Origin of the sequence: Salmonella sp. SAL03688 (assembly GCF_046551895.1) — a bacterium.
Lineage (GTDB): Bacteria > Pseudomonadota > Gammaproteobacteria > Enterobacterales > Enterobacteriaceae > Salmonella > Salmonella enterica.
Window position 1 is genome coordinate 74,616 of the sequence record NZ_JBGDVI010000015.1, and the last position, 20,522, is coordinate 95,137.

At 52.5% G+C, this 20,522-nt stretch carries 19 protein-coding genes; 6 read left to right on the forward strand and 13 right to left on the reverse strand.

Annotation, left to right across the window (positions count from 1 at the left end):
* The first annotated feature begins 40 nt into the window (after positions 1–40).
* Positions 41–298: a signal transduction protein PmrD gene (gene pmrD / locus ACLJR2_RS15865; RefSeq protein WP_000455132.1), complete on the forward strand. Its 258-nt coding sequence runs from the start codon at positions 41–43 to the stop codon at positions 296–298.
* Here the strand turns inward: pmrD and arnF are convergent.
* Genes arnF through arnB form a run of 7 tightly spaced genes read right to left on the reverse strand, consistent with a single transcriptional unit; the run spans position 293 to position 7,645 of the window.
* The gene (gene arnF / locus ACLJR2_RS15870) at positions 293–670 is read right to left on the reverse strand and encodes a 4-amino-4-deoxy-L-arabinose-phosphoundecaprenol flippase subunit ArnF (RefSeq protein WP_000538692.1); all 378 of its coding nucleotides are present in this window, start codon (positions 668–670) and stop codon (positions 293–295) included. The genes pmrD and arnF overlap by 6 nt on opposite strands.
* Positions 670–1,005 carry a 4-amino-4-deoxy-L-arabinose-phosphoundecaprenol flippase subunit ArnE gene (gene arnE, locus ACLJR2_RS15875; RefSeq protein WP_000579482.1) on the reverse strand — a complete coding sequence of 112 codons (336 nt, stop codon included), beginning with the start codon at positions 1,003–1,005 and terminating at the stop codon, positions 670–672. The genes arnF and arnE overlap by 1 nt, the downstream gene beginning before the upstream one ends.
* Complete coding sequence (gene arnT / locus ACLJR2_RS15880) at positions 1,002–2,648, reverse strand: lipid IV(A) 4-amino-4-deoxy-L-arabinosyltransferase (RefSeq protein WP_000978034.1); 1,647 nt, start codon at positions 2,646–2,648, stop codon at positions 1,002–1,004. Before arnT ends, arnE begins: the two co-directional genes overlap by 4 nt.
* On the reverse strand, positions 2,645–3,544 hold the full coding sequence (gene arnD / locus ACLJR2_RS15885; RefSeq protein WP_000169765.1) for a 4-deoxy-4-formamido-L-arabinose-phosphoundecaprenol deformylase: 900 nt from the start codon (positions 3,542–3,544) through the stop codon (positions 2,645–2,647). The genes arnT and arnD overlap by 4 nt, the downstream gene beginning before the upstream one ends.
* Positions 3,541–5,523, reverse strand: a complete 1,983-nt coding sequence (arnA, locus tag ACLJR2_RS15890) for a bifunctional UDP-4-amino-4-deoxy-L-arabinose formyltransferase/UDP-glucuronic acid oxidase ArnA (RefSeq protein ID WP_000648768.1) — start codon at positions 5,521–5,523, stop codon at positions 3,541–3,543. The genes arnD and arnA overlap by 4 nt, the downstream gene beginning before the upstream one ends.
* Positions 5,520–6,503, reverse strand: a complete 984-nt coding sequence (gene arnC, locus ACLJR2_RS15895) for an undecaprenyl-phosphate 4-deoxy-4-formamido-L-arabinose transferase (protein WP_000458893.1) — start codon at positions 6,501–6,503, stop codon at positions 5,520–5,522. The genes arnA and arnC overlap by 4 nt, the downstream gene beginning before the upstream one ends.
* Before the next feature lie 2 nt (positions 6,504–6,505).
* Positions 6,506–7,645, reverse strand: coding sequence for a UDP-4-amino-4-deoxy-L-arabinose aminotransferase (gene arnB, locus ACLJR2_RS15900; protein ID WP_001279289.1), 1,140 nt, complete (start codon positions 7,643–7,645; stop codon positions 6,506–6,508).
* 298 nt (positions 7,646–7,943) lie between these two features.
* Between arnB and pmrG the strand changes: the two genes are divergently transcribed.
* Complete coding sequence (gene pmrG, locus ACLJR2_RS15905; RefSeq protein ID WP_000879258.1) at positions 7,944–8,549, forward strand: lipopolysaccharide core heptose(II)-phosphate phosphatase PmrG; 606 nt, start codon at positions 7,944–7,946, stop codon at positions 8,547–8,549.
* 44 nt (positions 8,550–8,593) lie between these two features.
* Here the strand turns inward: pmrG and nudI are convergent, their stop codons facing one another.
* Entirely contained in the window at positions 8,594–9,019 is a 426-nt protein-coding gene (nudI, locus tag ACLJR2_RS15910) for a nucleoside triphosphatase NudI (RefSeq protein WP_001249902.1), read from the reverse strand.
* Between the two features lie 278 nt (positions 9,020–9,297).
* Here nudI and ACLJR2_RS15915 point away from each other — a divergent pair, with 278 nt between their 5' ends.
* On the forward strand, positions 9,298–9,840 hold the full coding sequence (locus tag ACLJR2_RS15915; RefSeq protein WP_001670658.1) for a YfaZ family protein: 543 nt from the start codon (positions 9,298–9,300) through the stop codon (positions 9,838–9,840).
* A 114-nt stretch (positions 9,841–9,954) separates the two neighbouring features.
* The gene (locus tag ACLJR2_RS15920) at positions 9,955–11,151 is read left to right on the forward strand and encodes a nicotinamide mononucleotide deamidase-related protein YfaY (protein ID WP_000935682.1); all 1,197 of its coding nucleotides are present in this window, start codon (positions 9,955–9,957) and stop codon (positions 11,149–11,151) included.
* A 109-nt stretch (positions 11,152–11,260) separates the two neighbouring features.
* Here ACLJR2_RS15920 and sseL read toward each other — a convergent pair whose 3' ends face one another.
* From sseL to glpA, 4 genes are all read right to left on the reverse strand, one after another.
* A complete protein-coding gene (gene sseL, locus ACLJR2_RS15925) occupies positions 11,261–12,283 on the reverse strand; it encodes an SPI-2 type III secretion system effector deubiquitinase SseL (RefSeq protein ID WP_001017724.1) in 1,023 nt (340 codons plus the stop codon).
* Positions 12,284–12,708: 425 nt separating this feature from the next.
* Positions 12,709–13,899 carry an anaerobic glycerol-3-phosphate dehydrogenase subunit GlpC gene (gene glpC / locus ACLJR2_RS15930; RefSeq protein WP_001285726.1) on the reverse strand — a complete coding sequence of 397 codons (1,191 nt, stop codon included), beginning with the start codon at positions 13,897–13,899 and terminating at the stop codon, positions 12,709–12,711.
* Complete coding sequence (gene glpB / locus ACLJR2_RS15935) at positions 13,896–15,155, reverse strand: glycerol-3-phosphate dehydrogenase subunit GlpB (RefSeq protein WP_000667160.1); 1,260 nt, start codon at positions 15,153–15,155, stop codon at positions 13,896–13,898. The genes glpC and glpB overlap by 4 nt, the downstream gene beginning before the upstream one ends.
* Positions 15,145–16,773: an anaerobic glycerol-3-phosphate dehydrogenase subunit A gene (glpA, locus tag ACLJR2_RS15940; RefSeq protein WP_000857218.1), complete on the reverse strand. Its 1,629-nt coding sequence runs from the start codon at positions 16,771–16,773 to the stop codon at positions 15,145–15,147. Before glpA ends, glpB begins: the two co-directional genes overlap by 11 nt.
* Before the next feature lie 272 nt (positions 16,774–17,045).
* Here glpA and glpT point away from each other — a divergent pair, with 272 nt between their 5' ends.
* A complete protein-coding gene (gene glpT / locus ACLJR2_RS15945; RefSeq protein ID WP_000948740.1) occupies positions 17,046–18,404 on the forward strand; it encodes a glycerol-3-phosphate transporter in 1,359 nt (452 codons plus the stop codon).
* A 4-nt stretch (positions 18,405–18,408) separates the two neighbouring features.
* A complete protein-coding gene (gene glpQ / locus ACLJR2_RS15950) occupies positions 18,409–19,479 on the forward strand; it encodes a glycerophosphodiester phosphodiesterase (RefSeq protein ID WP_000858946.1) in 1,071 nt (356 codons plus the stop codon).
* Positions 19,480–19,594: 115 nt separating this feature from the next.
* On the opposite strand, the gene ACLJR2_RS15955 is transcribed toward glpQ, so the two are convergent.
* Positions 19,595–20,473 (reverse strand): LysR family transcriptional regulator, encoded by an 879-nt coding sequence (locus ACLJR2_RS15955; RefSeq protein WP_000176721.1) that lies wholly within the window; start codon positions 20,471–20,473, stop codon positions 19,595–19,597.
* Between the last annotated feature and the right edge of the window lie 49 nt (positions 20,474–20,522).

A 20,522-nucleotide genomic window follows, 5' to 3' on the forward strand; every position in this document is an offset into this window, starting at 1 on the left:
TGTAACGTGTTATGAACAATCAGCGTGAAACGGGGGCGCTATGGAATGGTTGGTTAAGAAATCGCATTATGTCAAAAAGAGGGCGTGCCATGTTCTGGTGCTGTGCGATAGCGGCGGTTCGCTAAAAATGATCGCCGAGGCGAATTCCATGATATTACTGAGTCCCGGCGATATCCTGTCGCCTTTACAGGATGCGCAGTATTGTATTAATCGGGAAAAACACCAGACCTTAAAAATCGTTGATGCACGCTGTTATTCCTGCGACGAATGGCAGCGGTTGACGCGCAAGCCATCATGATCTGGCGGGCAGAAAAATCAGCATTACCCCCGCCATAATACACAATACGCCGAGCATCGCTTTTAGGCTGAAGGCGCCTTGCAAACCGGGTAACAACATTGAGGCTACCCAGACAAGCACATAACTGAGACTCAGTAGCGCATAGGCTTTGCTGAGCGCGAGCGTGTGTAATGTTTTATGCCAGCAGAAGACGGAAACCAGATACCCCGCCAAACCGGCGAATAGCGCCAGGGTCGCGGCATTAAATGCGCCCAGTCCGGAAATAAACGCCAGTGGATGCGCTATCGATGGCAGCCGCATCATGGCGAATCCTAAACTCAACTGGGCGAGGGAGGCAATCGCAACGCTTATCAGTCCCCACATTACGCCCATTATGCCGCACTCCCCAGAATGATAATGCCGCTGATAATCAATGCGACGCCCAACCAGTGGCGGGGCGGAACCTGTTCATGCCAGATTCTCCATGCCGCCAGCGTGACCCAGACAAAATTCAGACTCAACATCGGGTAAGCAATTCCCACCGGCAGGGTTTGTAGCACCAGCAGCCACAGCACCATCGCTGCGCCCATGCATATCAGCGCCAGGCCCAGCCACAGCATCAGGTGACGGCGGCGTCCGCCCGCCGTCAATGGCCGTGTCGCTTGCTTCTGGCAGAGCTGACCGCCAACGCTGAGCAGACTGGCAAGCACCAGAACGATGCCGATCATTTAGGCCGATACTGAATTAACACCAGACGCCCCTGGTAATCAACATTGTCCGCAGGGGGAAGGGAAAGAGCGCTGATGTCTTCATCTTTGGCTATTGAAAGTACTAGCGTAATAATGCCCTCCTGACGATGCTGGTTGAGCCAGGCGTTAAAATCGTCGGCTTTAACGAATTTATCCTGCACATCAGGATAGCTAAGACCATACCTGAGTTCGCCTGCGTATCCGTAGAGCATAATATCGTCTCGTTTCAGACTCCAGGCCAGCCCGGCGGCGACGCCGACGTTGTCGGCAAGAATATAGCGGCTTGATGCCAAAGGCGCCTGGGTCATTTCGACAAAAAACTGTGGCTGTTTGGACTCCATCACCCTGTCGGGGATGGAAAAGCCGAACAGCAGCGCCAGTCCCAGCGGACAAAACGCGGGTAATAGGTATTTTTGGCTATGACAGAGGCTATACCAGCCCACAAACGCCCAAACAGTAAAGACGCCCCAGACGCAAAAAACTTTATAGGTTTCGATATGTGTCCACACCGGCGATTTCAACGGGCCCCATGAGGAGACGACAAACGCCGCGACGATCCCGACTAACCCGAACACCAGGTTGATCCCGCCGTTGACACGTAGCGCAGCGACGCCTTCTTTTACGTTATGCAGGACGAAGCGCGCCATGAGTATCGCTATCGGTGCGAAACAGGAAAGAACATAGGTGGGCAGTTTCCCTTTCGCAATACTGAAAAAGAGAAGCGGCATGATCGTCCATCCGAGCAAATAGAATGCGCCGTTTCGCTCGCGCCAGCCCAGTTTAAGCGCGCCAGGCAGTAACCCCAGCCACGGTAAACTTCCCGCGAGCAGTACCGGCAGATAGTACCAGAAAGGGGCCTTATGCTGGGCATCGCTCATGGCGAATCGCTGGATATGCTCCACCCAGAAAAAGTAATGCCAGAAATCGGCTTCGCGTCGCGCAATGGCGATCGCCCAGGGAAGGACAACCACAAAGCAGCTCAAGACCGCCAGCCAGCCGTAAAGCAAAAAGTCCTTCCAGCGTTTCTGAACAATAACCCACGGCAGCACGCTCACCACCGGTACGGCCAGGGCGAGGAACCCTTTAGTTAATACACCCAGACCGCAGGTTGCGCCCAGTAGCAAAAACATCCCAATCTTGCCCGTTCGGGTCGTGGCCTGCATCCCCTGCCAGAAACAACACATCCCGGCCGTAAGCCAAAGGGCGATCATCGGGTCGAGTACCGCATACGTCCCGATACTGTAAACGGCAAAGAGGGAGAGAAAGATCACGGAGGCGAGCAACGCGGTACGTTTATCCTGCCATAAGCGGAACGTCAGCCACGCCACCAGCGCTGCGGCCAGCAATGTCGTTAAAATAGCGCCAGCCCGCACGCCAAAATTGGTAGCGCCAAAAAGCCACTGACCCAGACTGTTTATCCAGTAACCGGCTATCGGTTTTTCAAAATAACGTAATCCCAGAAAATGCGGCACGATCCAGTCGCCAGACGCCAGCATCTCCCGACTTATTTCGGCATAGCGCGTTTCATCCGGCTGCCAGAGCAGGCGGCTATTGACAGGAATAACATAGTAGAGCGCGATAAATGCGGCGAAAGCCAGATAATAGCGTATCGATTTCATCATGAGGCGCTCGCGGCCTGTTGGCACCCCAGCCAACCTTCACGGCCAGGGATGTGTCCACGTACAATTTGCCCCAACGGCAGAGACTCAGGCGATGCCGGCAGCAGTTCGCCCAGAGGGCAAAAGGTGATCCCCGCGTCGCGTGCACGAACGAGCAAATCTTCAAACAGCGGCTGATGGACAATACCTTCGACTTCCGCATGGATGGTATATACCGGCGTGCCTTTGTCCTGCAACATACGGGAGATAATCCAGGTATTGAACGACTGCGCCTGAACGGCGGGGCCGATAACCTCATCCCACGTGGGTAAGGTGACCGGGATTTGTGGCGTCCCGGTCTGGCCCGGCATCAGTAGCGGACGGAATAAGGTGGTTCCACGGCAATCGCTGTTATACCGCAGGTTGAACGGCTCTTTCGCACGAACAACGCGCCCATCCGCTCGCCAGCCGGCCGCGGCTGAGCAGGTGACGGGTTTTCCGATAATGGCCTCAAGCGCCGTTATGCCGCGCGCAATATCTTCTTCAAGCTGGCGGATACTCCAGTGGCCGCTGTGAGTCTGCCACGCATGGTGATCCCAGGCATGTAGTCCCGTCTCATGGTATGTTGCCGTTTCACGAATAATCCCGGCATTGGCGTTGCCGATATTTTTTCCCGGCCAGGCGGTGCCGGCCAGCAGGATATCCCAACCGTAGAGCGAGGCGGCGTTTGAACGTAGCATTTTCCATAAAAATCGCGGTCTTATCAGACGCCAAAGATGACGTCCCATATTGTCCGGCCCGACGCTGAAGAAAAAGCTGGCCTGAACGCCGTGGCGATGCAATGTCGCCAGCAGCCGGGGAACACCTTCACGCGTTCCTCGCAAGGTATCAACATCAATGCGTAAACCGACTTTCGTCATGATGCGCGTTCCGCGACATCTACGCTGCGCAGGAAGAAGTCCAGCGTTTCTTCAACCGTATCACGCATCGCAATAGACGGTTCCCAGCCCAGACAGCGCCTGGCATTGTCGATACTGGGTTTCCGGTGTGCGACATCCTGATAACCCTTGCCGTAATAACTACGGCTTTCGACGACCTGGAAACCGGCAAACGGTGGGAAATGGCAGCGCAGCGGATGCTTATCAAAACTGTCGAGCAACAGCGTCGCCAGTTCCTGAATACTGGCTTCGTTGTCAGGATTGCCGATATTAATGATTTTGCCATCGCACCGATCGCCATCATTCACAATAATGCGGAATAATGCTTCGATCCCATCGCGAATATCGGTGAAACAGCGCTTCTGCTGACCACCGTCGATAAGCTTGATCGGCGTCCCTTCTACCAGGTTCAGAATCAACTGCGTTATCGCGCGTGAACTGCCGATACGCGCCGCGTTCAGGCTATCCAGCCGCGGCCCCATCCAGTTAAAGGGACGGAAAAGCGTGAAGCGCAATCCCTCTTTTTCGCCATAAGCCCAAATCACCCGGTCGAGAAGCTGTTTGGAAACGGAGTAAATCCAGCGTGGCTTATTCACCGGCCCGACGATCAGATTCGATTTGTCCTCGTCAAAAGAGGCGTCCGTACACATGCCGTACACTTCAGAGGTAGACGGGAAAACCACGCGTTTACGGTATTTCACGCAATAACGGATAATCCGCAGATTTTCTTCAAAATCAAGTTCAAAGACGCGCAGCGGGTTGCGGGTGTATTCAATCGGGGTAGCAATTGCTACCAGCGGCAGTACGACATCGCATTTTTTGACGTGATATTCGATCCATTCTGAGTGGATGCTGATATCTCCCTCCACGAAATGAAAGCGAGGGTGGAGCAGGAATCGGCTAATGGCGTTGCTGCCGATATCCATACCGTAGACCTCGTAATTCTCTTCATTCAGTAACCGTTCGGTCAAATGATTGCCGATAAAACCGTTGACGCCGAGGATGAGAACGCGAATGCGACGTTTACCGCTGGTCGCTGGTGGACGGTTCAAACGCGCGCCCGCCACCAGACCAAGCGTCTGTGCAAGCTGCGAGCCTTGTACAGTAATACCGTCTCCGGCCTGGCCGGTAATAATCTCCAGCGCGCCATCGGCGCAGGCGATCCGCAGCGGAGAGACCGAAATTACCGAGCCGGGAAGCGCGCCCTGCGCATCCGGACAAATTCGTGAAGACCAGATAGTGAATTTTTGCGAGCCGTTATAGCTGAACGCGCCGGGCCAGGGGGCGGCTACCGCCCGCACCAGGTTATGCACCGTGGAAACCGGTTTGTGCCAGTCGATAAGGCCATCTTCCGGCCTGCGGCGACTATAATATGTAGCGTCAGACTCACGCTGGGGAACAGAAGGTATATCGCCGCATTTCATGGTGGGCAGGATGCTATTAAGCAACTGGCGCGCGGCCTGACATAGCTTATGATGCAGGGTAAGCGCAACATCGTCCTGCGCAATAGCGACGCGTTGACTGGCGACAATCTCTCCGGCGTCGGCACGTTTGACCATACGATGCAGCGTTACGCCCGTTTCGCTTTCGCCGTTAACCAGAACCCAGTTTAGCGGCGCACGGCCACGATAGGCAGGCAATAGAGAACCGTGCAGATTGAACGCGCCAGCCGGGGCGAGGTGCAGAATTTCTTCGCTTAACAGGTTGCGGTAATAGAACGAAAAAATAATATCCGGCGCAAGCTCAGCGATGCGGTCGACCCAGATAGGATGGTTTACGTTATCCGGCGCATAAACCGGAATCCCTAATTCTGCCGCCAGCCGGGAGACGGAGCCAAAAAAGGTGTTTTCCGCAGGATTATCGGCATGAGTGAAAATCGCGGCAATCTCATACCCGGCATCCAGTACGGCCTGCACGCCCTGACATCCCATATCGTGATAGGCAAAAATAACGGCTTTCATTGGTGACTTTCCTCAGTAAACGGCGTGCTTTCCGGGTAGATAACTTGTTGAACAAAATAGCGGGGGCGGGCGCGGACATCGTTATAAATGCGACCGATGTATTCGCCCAGCAGCCCCATACCGATGAATTGCGCGCCGATGAAGGTAAACAGGACGGCAAAGAGCATAAATACGCCTTCCGCCGCCCACTGCGGCCCCAGTGCCAGGCGAAGTACAATAAGCAATACCGACAGGCTAAACCCGCCGATGGCGATAACGCTGCCCAGCAGGCTCAACAGGCGCAGCGGCGTCGTCGTCAGGCAGGTCACCAGGTCATACATCAGGTTAATGAGACGCATAAAACTGTATTTAGAGTCGCCAAATTCACGTTCAGCGTGATGCACCGGGATCTCGGTAGCCCGACGAGCGAAAATGTTGGCCAGAATAGGGATAAAGGTGCTGCGTTCATGGCAGCGCAACATGGTATCGATAATAGGGCGGCGATAGGCGCGTAACATGCAGCCGTAATCGCCCATCGCTTTGCCCGTTGTGCGCTGGATCAGCAGATTAATGATTTTTGACGCCGATTTGCGAAACAGGCTGTCCTGTCGGTTCTGGCGCACGGTGCCTACCACATCGAACCCTTCATCGGCTTTCGCCACCAGGCGCGGGATCTCTTCCGGCGGGTTTTGCAGATCGGCATCCAGCGTAATGATGAGATCGCCGCTTACATGGCTAAACCCCGCCATAATTGCTGCATGTTGACCGTAGTTACGGTTGAGTAAAATAGAGATGATATGGCTATCGGCCTCCTGGGACGCCTTAACCATCAGCTCCGCCGAGCTATCGCTGCTACCATCATCTATCAATAAAATCTCCCACGCTTTGCCCAGGCTCTCGCAGGCGGTGGTGGTGCGTCTTATCAATTCCGGCAGGCTTTCCTGTTCGTTATAGACAGGAATAACCACCGAGACTTTTTTTATGGGGGCGGCGTCAAACATGCTTATTGTCCTGCTATCTGATGAAGGGCGGTAATGACCCGATCAAAGTCACTCTCGGTCATGTCCGGGAAGAGCGGCAGTGAGCAGATCCGCTCGCTGTTCCACTCGGTGTCAGGCAGCGTGAGCGTTGGGAAACGTTCGCGATAATATTTTTGCGTATGCGCGGCGCGGAAATGCAGCCCTGTGCCGATGCCTTTCGTTTTCAGCGATGCCATCAGAGCATCCCGGGTAATACCGCAACGGGCTTCATCGACCCGGATAATGAATAAATGCCAGGCGTGAATATGTTCCCACGACGGAAGGCTCAGAGGCTGAAAAGGCAGGTCTGCCATTGCCTGGTGGTACTGCGCTGCGATGGCGGCGCGGCGAGCGTTAAGCGCATCCAGTTTCTGTAACTGAGCAAGCGCGATAGCGGCGTTGAGGTCGGGCAAATTATATTTGTAGCCCGGCGCCAGGACTTCCGCTTGTGGCGCGCGTCCTCCGCTCTGTCGATCCCAGGCATCAACGCCAAGCCCGTGAAACTTGAGACTGCGCAGTTTATCGGCGAATTGCGGGTTATCCGTGACGACGATACCGCCTTCAGCGCAGGTAATGTTCTTAATGGCGTGGAAGGAGAAAATCGCGGTGCCCCGGGCGCCAATGTGGCGACCTTTGTATCTGGTTCCTGTCGCGTGCGCCGCGTCTTCAATCACCGGGATGCCATAATGCTCGCCAAGAGCGTAAATAGCGTCCAGATCGGCGGGCGCGCCAGCGTAGTGGACGGGGATAATTGCTTTGGTTTGTGGCGTAATCGCGGCTTCGATATGTTCAGGCGTGACCATCAGCGTATCGCGATCGACATCGACCATGACGGGGGTCGCGCCGAGTAAAACGATCATATTTAGCGTAGAAACCCACGTCATTGACGGTGTAATGACCTCGTCGCCTTCACCAATGCCCAGCGCCATCAACGCGATGTGCATACCGGCAGTGGCTGAACTGACGGCAACGGCATATTGATTGCCTGTTAGCCGACAAAACGCCGCTTCCAGTTCCTGATTTTTCGGGCCAGTTGTTATCCAACCTGAGTCCAGTACGGTCTTAACGGCAGCGAGCTCTTCCGCGCCCATCGCCGGACGGGAGAAAGGCAAAAAGTCCGACATCATTTTTCCTTCAGCCATTGAAAGCCGCTTTTCAAATATTTCGGCAATAGAAAAGGGCTTATTTTTTAACGCATTTAGCTGAACCCTACTGGATGAATATTAAATTAACATTAAGAAATTAAGGTGAAGTAAAAAGATAATTTTTAACGGAATTATGCTTTGCTTTCGCCGAAAGTTTAAGGCATTTTATGCATGCCCAAAAGCTGTTTTTATGTTTCTGGCCTGGTCTTCCGTTGCGGAATTTCATTTTAATCGTATTGCTATTAAGTTAGCTGCACTGTCTGCCTGAGAGGTTAATGTGCTGGCATTTACCCTACGCTTTATTAAAAACAAACGCTATCTCGCGACTCTGGCGGGGGCGTTGGTTATTATCGCCGGGTTGACCTCACAACATGCCTGGAGTGGTAACGGTCTACCGCAGATTAACGGTAAAGCGCTGGCGGCGCTGGCGAAGCAGCATCCGGTAGTCGTGTTATTCCGCCATGCCGAGCGGTGCGATCGTTCCGATAATACCTGCCTGTCAGACAGCACGGGGATTACGGTCAACGGTGCGCAAGATGCCAGAGCGCTGGGTAAAGCCTTCAGTGCCGATATACAAAATTACAATCTCTATTCCAGTAATACGGTGCGCACCATCCAGTCGGCAACCTGGTTTTCTGCGGGCAGGTCGCTTACGGTGGATAAAAAAATGATGGATTGCGGCAGCGGTATTTATGCTTCAATCAATACGTTACTGAAAAAGTCGCAGAATAAAAATATAGTCATTTTTACCCATAATCATTGTTTGACGTATATTGCAAAAAATAAGCGCGGCGTAAAGTTTGATCCGGACTATCTTAATGCGCTCGTTATGCATGCGGAAAACGGAAAACTCTTTTTAGATGGTGAATTTGTTCCCGGCTAGCCGCATGTTAAAAGCGTAAAGACAGCCTGAAGCGGCTGTCGTCATTATAATAACCCTTTCAATGCTAATGTGTGGCGTGTCGCTACATTCAAATCATACAGCGCCAGTTCTTCTGGCTTGACCCAGGCGTAGTCCTGAAATTCGTCGTTAATACATATATCGCGGTTAGCGGAAACACAGTCGAAGATGAGATAAATCATATAAATCTCTTCTTGTCTGCCATCAGCGTAGGTTTTAACACGGATATCGTCGCGAAAGGTCCACGGCGTAATATCGCTCAGAATTAGTTGTTCGCCGAGTTCCTCCCGAATCTCCCGACGCAGCGCCTCTTCAATGCGTTCGCCCGGCTCGACCCCGCCGCCCGACAGCGCCCACTGACCGGGAAAGACGCCGCGGTTGTCGGCCATTTTGCACAGCAGATAACAGCCATCATTTTGAATTAATGGGCAAACTATAGTTCGTTGACGCATAAGTCGCTTCCTTAAACCACCAGGACATCAGCTTAACAAATCATTCTGCGAAATTCTTTGTGAAAAATGGAAGCGATAACGCAGACTGCGTTTTTTGTTAATCCTGTTGATGCAGGCGTCGCCATGTGATGGCGCAATGATGCGGCATGGCGAAAGTAGTATTTCGTTACAATATGTTTTTGGAATGGTTTTTTAGTGCATTGATTCCTCAGCGTCTGGCAGTACAATTCTGCCGTTTTGGGGAGTTTTTCTTTATGTGCTTGCTGGAAAGGGTAAAAATGAAAAAAAGCATATTATTAGGTTTTGCCGGAATGCTGTTCGTTTCTGCATCGGCGCAGGCCATCAGTATTAGCGGCCAGGCGGGCGAAGATTACACCAACATTGGCGTGGGTTTTGGTACGGAATCGACGGGGCTGGCGCTAAGCGGCAACTGGATGCACAACGATGATGATGGCGACGCTGCGGGCGTGGGTCTGGGGCTGAACATTCCGGTGGGACCGCTGCTGGCGACGGTCGGCGGTAAAGGTATTTATACCAATCCGAAAGACAGCGATGAAGGCTATGCGGCGGCTGTCGGCGGTGGGCTACAATGGAAAATCGGCAACAGCTTCCGTCTGTTCGGCGAGTATTATTATTCACCAGATTCGCTGTCCAGCGGTATCGACAGCTATGAAGAAGCGAATGCAGGCGCGCGTTTCACCATTATGCGCCCGCTGAGCATTGAAGCCGGTTATCGTTACCTGAACCTGGCGGGTAAAGACGGCAACCGCGATAATGCGATTGCTGACGGCCCTTATGTTGGCGTAAACGCCAGCTTTTGATGCTAACGGCGCGGCAATCGTCGCGCCATATTCCTCCTTTTCCCGTCATTCTTCTTTCCACGTCATATTCGTCTTTGCGTTATAGTGTTTTCATCATAAGAGCAGGAGAACACAATGCTAAATGTGGAAATGCTATCCACCGGGGATGAGGTGTTGCACGGACAAATCGTTGACACCAATGCCGCCTGGCTGGCTGATTTTTTCTTTCATCAGGGCGTTCCGTTATCACGGCGAAATACGGTAGGCGATAATCTGGACAGTCTGGTCGCTATCTTGCGTGAACGCAGTCAACATGCTGATGTTTTGATTGTTAATGGCGGGTTAGGGCCGACCAGCGATGATTTAAGCGCGCTCGCCGCGGCAACGGCAAAAGGCGAAGGATTAGTACTGCACCAGGCGTGGCTGACCGAAATGGAACGCTACTTTCAGCAGCGTGGTCGCGTGATGGCGCCGAGCAACCGTAAACAGGCGGAACTGCCTGCCAGCGCGGAGTTTATTAATAATCCGGTCGGCACTGCCTGTGGATTTGCGCTACAGCTCAACCGCTGCCTGATGTTTTTCACCCCCGGCGTACCGTCGGAATTTAAGGTTATGGTGGAGAAGGAAATCTTACCGCGGTTACGCGCGCGTTTTTCGCTGCCGGAGCCGCCGCTTTGCCTGCGGTTAACGACTTTTGGACGTTCAGAAAGTGACCTCGCGCAGCGTCTCGATTCACTGCCGTTGCCGCCCGGCGTGACGATGGGGTATCGCTCATCAATGCCGATCATTGAACTGAAATTGACCGGCCCGGCGACGCAACGGGAGGCGATGCTGGCGTTATGGCCAGAGGTCAAACGGGTCGCCGGACAGAACCTGATTTTTGAAGGTACGGAAAACCTGCCGGCGCAAATAGCCCGCCGCCTGCAGGAAAGGCAGTTGAGTCTGACGTTGAGCGAGCAATACACCAGCGGCTTACTGGCGCTACAGCTTTCCCGCGCCGGGGCGCCTGTTCTTGCCAGCGAAGTCGTTCCTTCTCAGGAAGAGACGCTGGCGCAAACGGCGCACTGGACGACAGAACGGCGCAGCAATCATTATGCCGGTCTGGCGCTGGCCGTGTCGGGGCTGGAAAACGAACATCTTAATTTCGCGCTGGCGACGCCGGATGGCACGTATGCCTTACGCGTGCGTTTTAGCGCCAATCGGTATAGTCTGGCAATACGTCAGGAGGTCTGCGCGATGATGGCGCTAAATATGTTGCGCCGCTGGCTTAATGGCGAGGACATTATCAGCGAGCATGGCTGGATAGACGTGGTTGAATCATTGACGGCATAGAACTTTTAGTGGGAAGGTCTGGCCTTCCCACCCTTATATACTTATAAATTCTTCGCAGAGCATCATTTCAGGATAAGAGCCTAATGGGATAGGCTCTAAGTACTCACCATTACTGGAGACTGTATTCATATATTTGTCGCCGGGTTTGGGTGTTAAATAGTGTTTTTTCCTCTACTGGAAGCGTTAAGAAATTTTCCGCAAATTCTCGTAGTGTGGTAGCAGGATCGTCTTGTCCGGCATTCGATAAGAGTTGAATTGTATGGTAACAAAATAGACCACAGCCGTTGGGTACATTATTTTGTAAATTCATTTCGATAAAATTAACATCATCGCTTTCTGATATGCCTGCAATTGTTGCTGCTTCTATAATCTCTTGCTTAGTATTTTCATTTAAATCATGATAAGTATTAAATATAAGGCATTTTATTTTTTCTGCAAGTTTATAAAATAAACAGATAAGCCAGTGATCTCCTGTATTTATCAGAAAGACTTCATTTTCAGATAATCCTGATTGAGCCATCTTTTCAAGTAGCTGAGTGCGTAATATATTTTCTTTGGTGGTAGGATGAATAAGCCCAATAGGATAGTTTACCGAGAGAAAAGGTGATTCTTGAACCAGACCTTGCGTTGCAGCTGCCAGCTCATCTGACGACAACATTCGCGCACCACACCAAAGATTTTCAACTCCTACCTGTTCTTGATCTGTCTGAGCGAACTGGTCGCCCATAATTTTATGTGCTATTTCTATTTTTTTAGAAAGGTCGGTTGTCGCGGAACCGGCCATATAAAGTAATCTGGAAGGGGCATGTAGCTTTTTCCACTCAGTATTATTTTTTGTTATATCGTTATTGGCGATTTGATGTAATACAAGGCAAGCCTGATTGATTTTTTTGTCTATATCTGGTGATCCCGATCTTTTTCCGCTAAAGAGATCAAAAAGTAATTTCTCAACTTTATGTCCCAGGTCATCGTTGCGTAACGCAAGATTGCATAACAGATCAATACAATTCTGATCACCGTTCTCTACTGCGCTAAACAACAACGCAAGCGTCTCATCGCTCACCTCTTCTGCATATAAGCTGTAAAATTGCGGTATGCTCAATCGGTAAAGTGAATTTACACATATATTCATTTTGCTCTGTTTCCTGGTAGGTGAAAGTAGCGAATATGATGTAATGTATAATTATTTGTAAAAATATTATTATTAGTGGAGGATATATTAAATCAGGCATAGACCTGATTTTCTTATTATTCACATAACTCTCAATTATTATTGGGGATATTCAGTTATCCCCCTCTTTAAAGGGGGCTGGTAACGCGTCGATACAAGAGATATTGCTCTATAAACAGTAACGTCGTTATCTGTCATGACCCCGTGGGTTAGCGGTCATGGTTGACCAAATAGGGCAGGTTATTGCAAAGAGACATCCGCGTTTATACCCAAAATAATCCGTAGCCAACACATAAGCAACTTGAAGTATGAAGGGTATATGTCTGATGGAAAATCGGCCCTGGTGAGTAGGGTAATGGCGCCGGAGGGGCTCCGGCGCTTTTTACTTAGCCGAGCGCCTGGGCCAGTAGCGTAATGGGGTGTTCGCAGCGCTTGCTTGTAGACATCTCAATTTGCCACTTACAGGTTTCACAATCGGTGACGACAATGTCGGCGCCGCTCTCTTCAATCTGGCGGAACAGCGGCGCGCCGATGGACTGTGATGTCGGATAGTTTTCCTTTTTAAATCCATACGTACCGGCAATGCCGCAGCACTGTGAATCAAGTACCGTCAATTCAAGCCCCGGAATTTGCCGCAATAATTCAAGCGTGTAAAGCGTCCAGCCCATTTTTTCCATATGACACGGCGTATGGTAGACCACTTTCAGCGGCAAAGGATTAAGCGGCAGCGTTTTCCCGGCATCCAGTTTGCGCCATAGCCAGCGGGTGGCCAGCTCGATATGTTCGCGCAGCCCGGCGTTGTCCACGTCCAGCACTTCAGGATATTCATCGCGCAACGCAAACGTACAGGTGGATGACGTGGCGATGACCGGAATACCTTTGACGGCAATCGCCTCGCGTAGCGACTCTACATTGCTGATAGCCTGTTTGCGAGCTTTATCCGTAAAACCGTTAGCGATCAGCGGTACGCCGCAACACTTCTCTTTACTCAGTAACTGTACGCCAGTACCCATTGCGTTCAGCACCTTAATCAGATCTTTTCCGAGCTGCGGATGGTTGTAATTCACAAAACAGCCATGGAAAAAGGCGACCTGATCTTTGTATTTAGCCTGCTGCGCCGCCACGCTACGATACCAGCGGCGGAAGGTGCCGAAAGAGTATTTTGGTAAGGTGCGGCGATGATCGATTTTGAGCGCGTAATCAAGCAACTGGCGCACTGGCTTTAATGCGGTGGCGGTATTGACCACCGGCGCGAACGGCGTTGAAACGCTGCCCATCAGATCGGTATGGCTGAGAATAAAGTTACGCAATGACGGGCGCGTCGTATCGTATTTCGCGCGGGCGCGCTGGATGATATCGCCAATCTTCACGTCCGACGGACAGGCGACCTCACACCGTTTGCAGTTAATGCAATATTTCAGCGCCTCATCATACAGTGCGCCGTCTTTCAGACGCAGGCGTTCGCCATCCGGTCCGGCCTGTTTAGGGCCAGGGTAGCCAGGATTAACGCGGCTGACCGGGCACGCGGTGGTGCACACCGTACATTTAATACAACTTTCAAAACGTGTGTCGCTCATTGCTGTTCTCCTGCACGCTCAGCGATATGGTGCGCGGCCTGGAGGGCGCTGACTGCGCAGACGCCGCCGCCGCATCCCTCAGCTATAGGATCGAATCCCGCCAGCACAGAACCTATTGCATACAGATTTTCTACCGTGTTGCCCGCAAGGGAGGGGCGGAAAGCGTCATCCGTCACGACGCCAAACTGCTGCCAGGGCTGTGGGTCGAAGAAATGTTGTTGATACCATTCGGCGCGGGTGGCCGTTTGCTGTACGTCGAGCCCTAAAATAGGTTCGCGGATCCCTTCGCGCTCGGCAACCAGCCCGCTACTAAAGAAGCTACCGCTGGCAAGTACGGCAAAACGCGGGCGCAGTGGGATATCGGCATGGTTGCGGGTCCATATTTCGCTCACGGTACCGCGACGGCAGGTGACTTTCTTCACTTCATCGCCCGGCATCCAGATGCCGCCCTGACGGACAAACTGGCGCTGGAGTTGATTGTGCAGACGAATACCGAGCACCGATGGCGGCAGCGTCGGCAGCAGCGTGAGCGCGCAGGGCAGACGTTCGTTAAGCCAGCGCCACAGCGTATCGTTCGCCAGCCCGAAACAGGCGGGCATGATGATCATGTCGCAGTTTGTCGCTATTGGCGACAGCGCGTCGTACAGCAGTGGCCATTTTTCTTCGTTATCAAGTAGACGCGCAATATTGACCGCGCGAAATTCCGTCGGGTTATCACGCAGTACGTCCAGTTCCGGAAGGTCGATTTCTGCGGTTTCCACGTTGAGGTCGCGTTGGCGCAGCGACGCTGCCGCAAGGTGCGCCTGGAAATCCAGTAATCCGCTAACGCCGACGACGCAAATTCGCTGTGCGGATAACGGCCAGACCGGTACTTCCGGCGAGCTAAGCCAGGTTGAACGCAATGTGCCAAGCGGCGTGACACGCTGGTGCGCCTGCTGTACGTCGCCGTATAACTGCGCGCCGCTGGCGTTAAGTAGTGTTTGCGCCTGTTGCGCCAGCGTAAGGATTTTTTGCGCGCCTAAACGCGAATAAGGATGTTCAGGCGCCTGGCGGCACAGCGCATCAAGCCCGGCGGTAATGTCGGTTACCGGTTGGCCGTCGGGCAGGGTGCTGAGCAGATCCAGCGAGCCGGAGGAAAAATGCAGCGCGCTTTGTCCGCGGGTGACGATGGCGCAGCGTAATCCATGCTGCTGGAGTTGCAGTCCGCATAGCAAACCGGCGAGACCGCCGCCCATAATAACCGTATCAAATTTCATCCTGGTGCTCCTTCTCCAGACCGCATAATCCCTGATAAACCCAGCGCGTGAATTCGCTTTCGCGCAGCGCGTCTCCCCAGGCGACAGGTTGTACGCCTTTCCAGCGCTCATTCAGAAATTCAGAGAGTTGCGTAATAGATTGCGCCGCGGTCGTCACATTAAAACGCTGCAATAGCCCGGCCGCGCGGCAGGCGCATAGCTCGCCCTGGCAAGTGCCCATCCCTACGCGGGTGCGACGGCGCAGATCCAGCAGGCTATTCACGGTTAAGTTTTCGACGGCATACTGCACTTCCCCCGCCGTGACGGCCTCGCATTCACAGACCAGGCTACGGTGTTGGCGGCCTTCACTCAGCCACCCCGGCGTGCGATCGCCATGCCGATAAACCGCCGATCCGCGTAGCGGCGCGGGAAGCGAGATAATGCGTTTCAGCGTATGTTCCGTAGACTCTTTTGAGCCAGGCAACGGCGTATCCGCCGTGATGCAGGGGCGAGTATTGCCCAACTTGCGGCACACGGCATCGGTCGCCCATTCCGCCATCAGGCGGTAAGTCATTAGCTTCCCGCCGGTAATGGTAATAAAGCCTTCAAGCCCGTCGCGTTCGGCGTGGTCGAACAACACAATACCGCGGCTGACGTTACGACCGCTGGGATCGTCATCGCTGGCCACCAGCGGGCGGACGCCGGAATACGCGCGCAGAATACGCGTCTTCGCCATGACAGGGGCCAGTTTTTCCCCTTCACGCAGCAGGATATCGACTTCATCTGCGGTGACGCGGTTGCTGTCTATCTCATTGTAATCAATATGGGTAGAGGTGGTGCCGATCAGTGAAATCGTATCGCCAGGTACCAGAATGTCGGCATCCGATGGTTTCCGGCAGCGGTTAATGACATGCTGGTTGATCCGATGGTCCATGATCAACAGCGAGCCTTTCGCCGGGAACATGCGAATACTCAGGTCGGCGTATTCGGCGATCCGTTGCCCCCAGATACCTGCCGCATTGACCACCACCGGCGCGTGAAGCGTCTGGGTTTCGCCAGTGAGATGGTTGCGCACATGGACGCCGCAGACCGTTGCGCCTTCACGAATGAGCCCGGTCACTTCATGCGCCGTTAACACGATTGCGCCATGTTCTCTGGCATCCAGCATATTGGCGGCGGTAAGGCGGAAAGGGTCCACGGTGCCATCCGGCACTTTTACCGCACCGATGAGCGCAGGATTAACGGAGGGTTCGATGATGCGAGCCTGCTGCGGATCGATGGCTTCAGCGCGAATGCCTGCCGCTTCACAGGCGCGAATAAAGGTGGCCTGAAACGCAAGATCATCTTCCGGCAACGTAATAAACAGACCATCCGTCGGTTCGACGCAATGGCGGGCGATCCGTTTTAAAATCTGGTTTTCACTAATGCACTCGCGCGCGGATTCCGCATCGGTAACCGCATAACGAGCGCCGCTGTGCAGCAGCCCGTGGTTACGCCCGGTCGCGCCGGTCGCTATATCATGCCGCTCCACCAGAACGACACGTAAACCGCGCAGCGCGCAGTCGCGGGCGATCCCTGCGCCTGTTGCTCCACCGCCAATGATAATCACGTCACTTGCTTGCGAGTCGCGAGTTTTCATTGTTTTTCCTCACAGTTCGTTTTTTATCATTTAGCCATACAAATCATATGGAATGTTTGATTTCGCGCATAATCGCTCACTATTCGAAAATGAAACGTGATTTCGTGCGCCTTTCTGAACATTAGTCATAAATCTGTAACAATATGTGCTGTAATTCACATTAACGTGACGTATCTTTACTTAACATCGCGGCCACACTGGGAGCAGCGGGGTTGTTTGAACAAACTGCGGTGTTTACCTCTAAATAAAATACGGGCCACGGAGGCTACAATATGTTGAGTATTTTTAAACCAGCGCCGCATAAAGCGCGCTTGCCAGCGGCGGAGATTGATCCGACCTATCGCCGATTACGCTGGCAGATTTTCCTGGGGATATTCTTTGGCTATGCCGCGTATTATCTGGTGCGCAAGAACTTTGCCCTCGCGATGCCCTACCTGGTAGAACAGGGTTTTTCACGCGGCGATCTGGGCTTTGCGCTGTCCGGGATTTCCATCGCTTATGGTTTTTCGAAATTTATAATGGGTTCGGTGTCCGATCGCTCGAATCCGCGCGTTTTCCTGCCGGCAGGGTTGATTCTGGCCGCAGCAGTCATGTTGTTTATGGGCTTTGTACCGTGGGCGACATCCAGCATCGCCGTGATGTTTGTACTGTTGTTCCTTTGCGGCTGGTTCCAGGGGATGGGGTGGCCGCCGTGCGGACGTACGATGGTTCACTGGTGGTCGCAGAAAGAACGCGGCGGCATTGTGTCGGTCTGGAACTGCGCGCATAACGTCGGCGGCGGGATCCCGCCACTGCTGTTCCTGCTGGGGATGGCGTGGTTTAACGACTGGAAAGCGGCGCTCTATATGCCAGCCTTTGGCGCGATTGTGGTGGCGCTGTTCGCTTTCGCAATGATGCGCGATACGCCGCAATCCTGCGGTCTGCCGCCTATCGAAGAGTATAAAAACGACTATCCGGACGACTACAACGAAAAAGCGGAAGAAGAGCTGACTGCGAAGCAGATCTTCATGCAGTACGTACTGCCAAACAAACTGTTGTGGTACATCGCTATCGCCAACGTGTTTGTTTATCTGCTGCGCTACGGCATCCTCGACTGGTCGCCGACCTACCTGAAAGAAGTGAAGCATTTCGCACTGGATAAATCCTCCTGGGCCTACTTCCTGTATGAATACGCGGGTATTCCGGGCACGCTGCTGTGTGGCTGGATGTCGGATAAAGTCTTCCGCGGCAACCGTGGCGCGACCGGCGTATTCTTTATGACCCTGGTGACTATCGCGACCATCGTTTACTGGATGAACCCGGCAGGAAACCCGAACGTTGATATGGCTTGTATGATTATCATCGGCTTCCTGATCTACGGCCCGGTAATGTTGATCGGTCTGCATGCGCTGGAACTGGCGCCGAAAAAAGCGGCGGGTACGGCGGCGGGCTTTACCGGTCTGTTTGGTTATCTGGGCGGTTCTGTCGCTGCAAGCGCCATTGTGGGTTATACCGTTGACTTCTTCGGTTGGGATGGCGGCTTTATGGTGATGATTGGCGGCAGCATTCTGGCGGTAATCCTGCTGGTGGTCGTGATGATTGGCGAAAAACGCCATCATGATGAGCAGCAGTTAAAACGCAACGGAGGCTAATAACATGAAAACCACACTGAAAAATCTTAGCGTGGCGTTGATGTTGGCAGGAATGGCCATCGGAAGCGGCGCCGTGGCGGCTGAAAAAGTCGTTATCGCCCACCGTGGCGCCAGCGGTTATCTGCCGGAGCATACGCTACCGGCGAAAGCGATGGCGTATGCGCAAGGGGCAGATTATCTGGAACAGGATTTGGTGATGACAAAGGACGACCATCTGGTCGTCCTCCATGACCACTACCTTGACCGGGTGACTGACGTCGCAGACCGTTTTCCGGACCGGGCGCGTAAAGATGGGCGCTATTACGCTATCGATTTTACGCTGGATGAAATTAAATCCCTGAAGTTTACTGAAGGGTTTGATATTGAAAACGGCAAAAAAGTACAAACTTATCCGGGCCGTTTCCCGATGGGAAAATCAGATTTCCGCATTCATACCTTTGAAGAGGAAATTGAATTCGTTCAGGGATTAAATCACTCTACCGGTAAAAATATCGGTATTTATCCGGAAATTAAAGCACCGTGGTTCCATCATCAGGAAGGGAAAGATATTGCCGCGAAAACGCTGGAAGTGCTGAAGAAATATGGTTACACCGGCAAGCAGGACAATGTCTATTTGCAGTGTTTTGATGTCGCTGAGCTGAAACGTATTAAGAATGAACTGGAACCCAAAATGGGGATGGATCTCAATCTGGTTCAACTTATTGCGTATACCGACTGGAATGAAACACAGCAGAAACAGCCGGACGGTCGTTGGGTAAATTACAACTACGACTGGATGTTTAAGCCGGGCGCTATGAAGCAGGTGGCGGAATATGCGGACGGTATTGGTCCGGATTACCATATGCTGGTCGCGGAAGGCTCAACAAAAGGGAATATCAAACTGACTGGAATGGTGCAAGACGCGCATCAGAATAAGATGGTAGTGCATCCTTACACTGTGCGTGCCGATCAATTGCCGGACTATGCCACAGACGTTAATCAGTTGTACGACATCCTGTATAACAAGGCGGGCGTCGACGGGCTGTTCACCGACTTCCCGGATAAGGCGGTCATGTTCCTGCAAAAAAATGACTAAAGGTTTGCCATAGTCGAAGTGAAGCGCCGGATGAGGGCATAAACGCCTCATCCGGCCTGGCGCAACGTTTGCCAGCGTAGGTCTGGTAAACGCAATGCCATCAGGCGGTATTGTTTTATAGCAAACCCTCATCGGTCAGTGTTTCCATACATTTTTGTAATAAAAATAGCGGACTTCCTTCTACCGGCGGTTCTTTTGCTAACAGGGAAATTTGTCGATAAAAGGTGGGTTCCAGCGCCACGGAGCATAATTTTCCTGTCGTGGCTTTTAAGGTTAATTCTGGCAATAAGGCGATGCCTAATCCCTGGCGAATAAAATTCAGCGCAGTATCGGGATGGTTAAATTCATATTTAAATATCGGCTCAATCCCCTTTTCTTTAAACAACGCCATAATGCTTAATTCATAACGACCTTTACTGACAATAAGTGGTTCGTCCATCAGTTCTTCGACTGTTACTGTACTGTTGGTCGCCAGGGGATGATTTTCAGGCACCACTACGGTGAATTTATCCCGGTAAATGGGGACGCAATACATACCATTGACCGGGAAAGGAACGAAACCGGCATCAATACTTCCGTCCTGCAGCGAATCAATAATAGCCGTACTGTTCTCTTCATAAGGGATAATTTTTACATTTGGATGATGGCTTTCAAAATAGCGAATGACGCCGGGTAAAATGCAGGCGCAGGCGCTGGGAAAACAGCCAATCCGTAGCGTACGGGCCGGGTTCTTTTTTTCTTGTTCGGCAATCTCTTTTACCGCGTTGACGTCGCGCTGGATCGCGCGTAAGTGCCTGACGATGCGGCTACCGGCGGCGGTAAGCTCAATCTCTTTACGACGCTCACGAATCAATATGTCAACGCCGAGCTCCTCCTCAAGCGCGGAGATGGCCTGGCTGACGGCGGATTGCGTCATGTATAGCCGTTTGCTGGCCTCGGTAAATCCGCCGTACTCCAGTACGGCAAGCAGGGCGTGGATTTGGGTTAGTGTCATTAGTAAAACCTAATTAATATAATTAAAACGATTAATTTTTCTAATAGAG

Excerpts from the sequence above, each read along its gene's own strand:
- arnE (WP_000579482.1), bottom strand. The coding sequence starts at position 1,005 with ATGATCGGCATCGTTCTGGTGCTTGCCAGTCTGCTCAGCGTTGGCGGT.
- arnT (WP_000978034.1), bottom strand. The coding sequence starts at position 2,648 with ATGATGAAATCGATACGCTATTATCTGGCTTTCGCCGCATTTATCGCG.
- glpA (WP_000857218.1), bottom strand. The coding sequence starts at position 16,773 with ATGAAAACTCGCGACTCGCAAGCAAGTGACGTGATTATCATTGGCGGT.
- sseL (WP_001017724.1), bottom strand. The coding sequence starts at position 12,283 with ATGAATATATGTGTAAATTCACTTTACCGATTGAGCATACCGCAATTT.
- pmrD (WP_000455132.1), top strand. The coding sequence starts at position 41 with ATGGAATGGTTGGTTAAGAAATCGCATTATGTCAAAAAGAGGGCGTGC.
- ACLJR2_RS15915 (WP_001670658.1), top strand. The coding sequence starts at position 9,298 with ATGAAAAAAAGCATATTATTAGGTTTTGCCGGAATGCTGTTCGTTTCT.
- glpB (WP_000667160.1), bottom strand. The coding sequence starts at position 15,155 with ATGAAATTTGATACGGTTATTATGGGCGGCGGTCTCGCCGGTTTGCTA.
- ACLJR2_RS15955 (WP_000176721.1), bottom strand. The coding sequence starts at position 20,473 with ATGACACTAACCCAAATCCACGCCCTGCTTGCCGTACTGGAGTACGGC.
- glpT (WP_000948740.1), top strand. The coding sequence starts at position 17,046 with ATGTTGAGTATTTTTAAACCAGCGCCGCATAAAGCGCGCTTGCCAGCG.
- arnA (WP_000648768.1), bottom strand. The coding sequence starts at position 5,523 with ATGAAAGCCGTTATTTTTGCCTATCACGATATGGGATGTCAGGGCGTG.
- glpC (WP_001285726.1), bottom strand. The coding sequence starts at position 13,899 with ATGAGCGACACACGTTTTGAAAGTTGTATTAAATGTACGGTGTGCACC.
- arnB (WP_001279289.1), bottom strand. The coding sequence starts at position 7,645 with ATGTCGGACTTTTTGCCTTTCTCCCGTCCGGCGATGGGCGCGGAAGAG.
- nudI (WP_001249902.1), bottom strand. The coding sequence starts at position 9,019 with ATGCGTCAACGAACTATAGTTTGCCCATTAATTCAAAATGATGGCTGT.
- arnD (WP_000169765.1), bottom strand. The coding sequence starts at position 3,544 with ATGACGAAAGTCGGTTTACGCATTGATGTTGATACCTTGCGAGGAACG.
- glpQ (WP_000858946.1), top strand. The coding sequence starts at position 18,409 with ATGAAAACCACACTGAAAAATCTTAGCGTGGCGTTGATGTTGGCAGGA.
- arnC (WP_000458893.1), bottom strand. The coding sequence starts at position 6,503 with ATGTTTGACGCCGCCCCCATAAAAAAAGTCTCGGTGGTTATTCCTGTC.
- arnF (WP_000538692.1), bottom strand. The coding sequence starts at position 670 with ATGGGCGTAATGTGGGGACTGATAAGCGTTGCGATTGCCTCCCTCGCC.
- ACLJR2_RS15920 (WP_000935682.1), top strand. The coding sequence starts at position 9,955 with ATGCTAAATGTGGAAATGCTATCCACCGGGGATGAGGTGTTGCACGGA.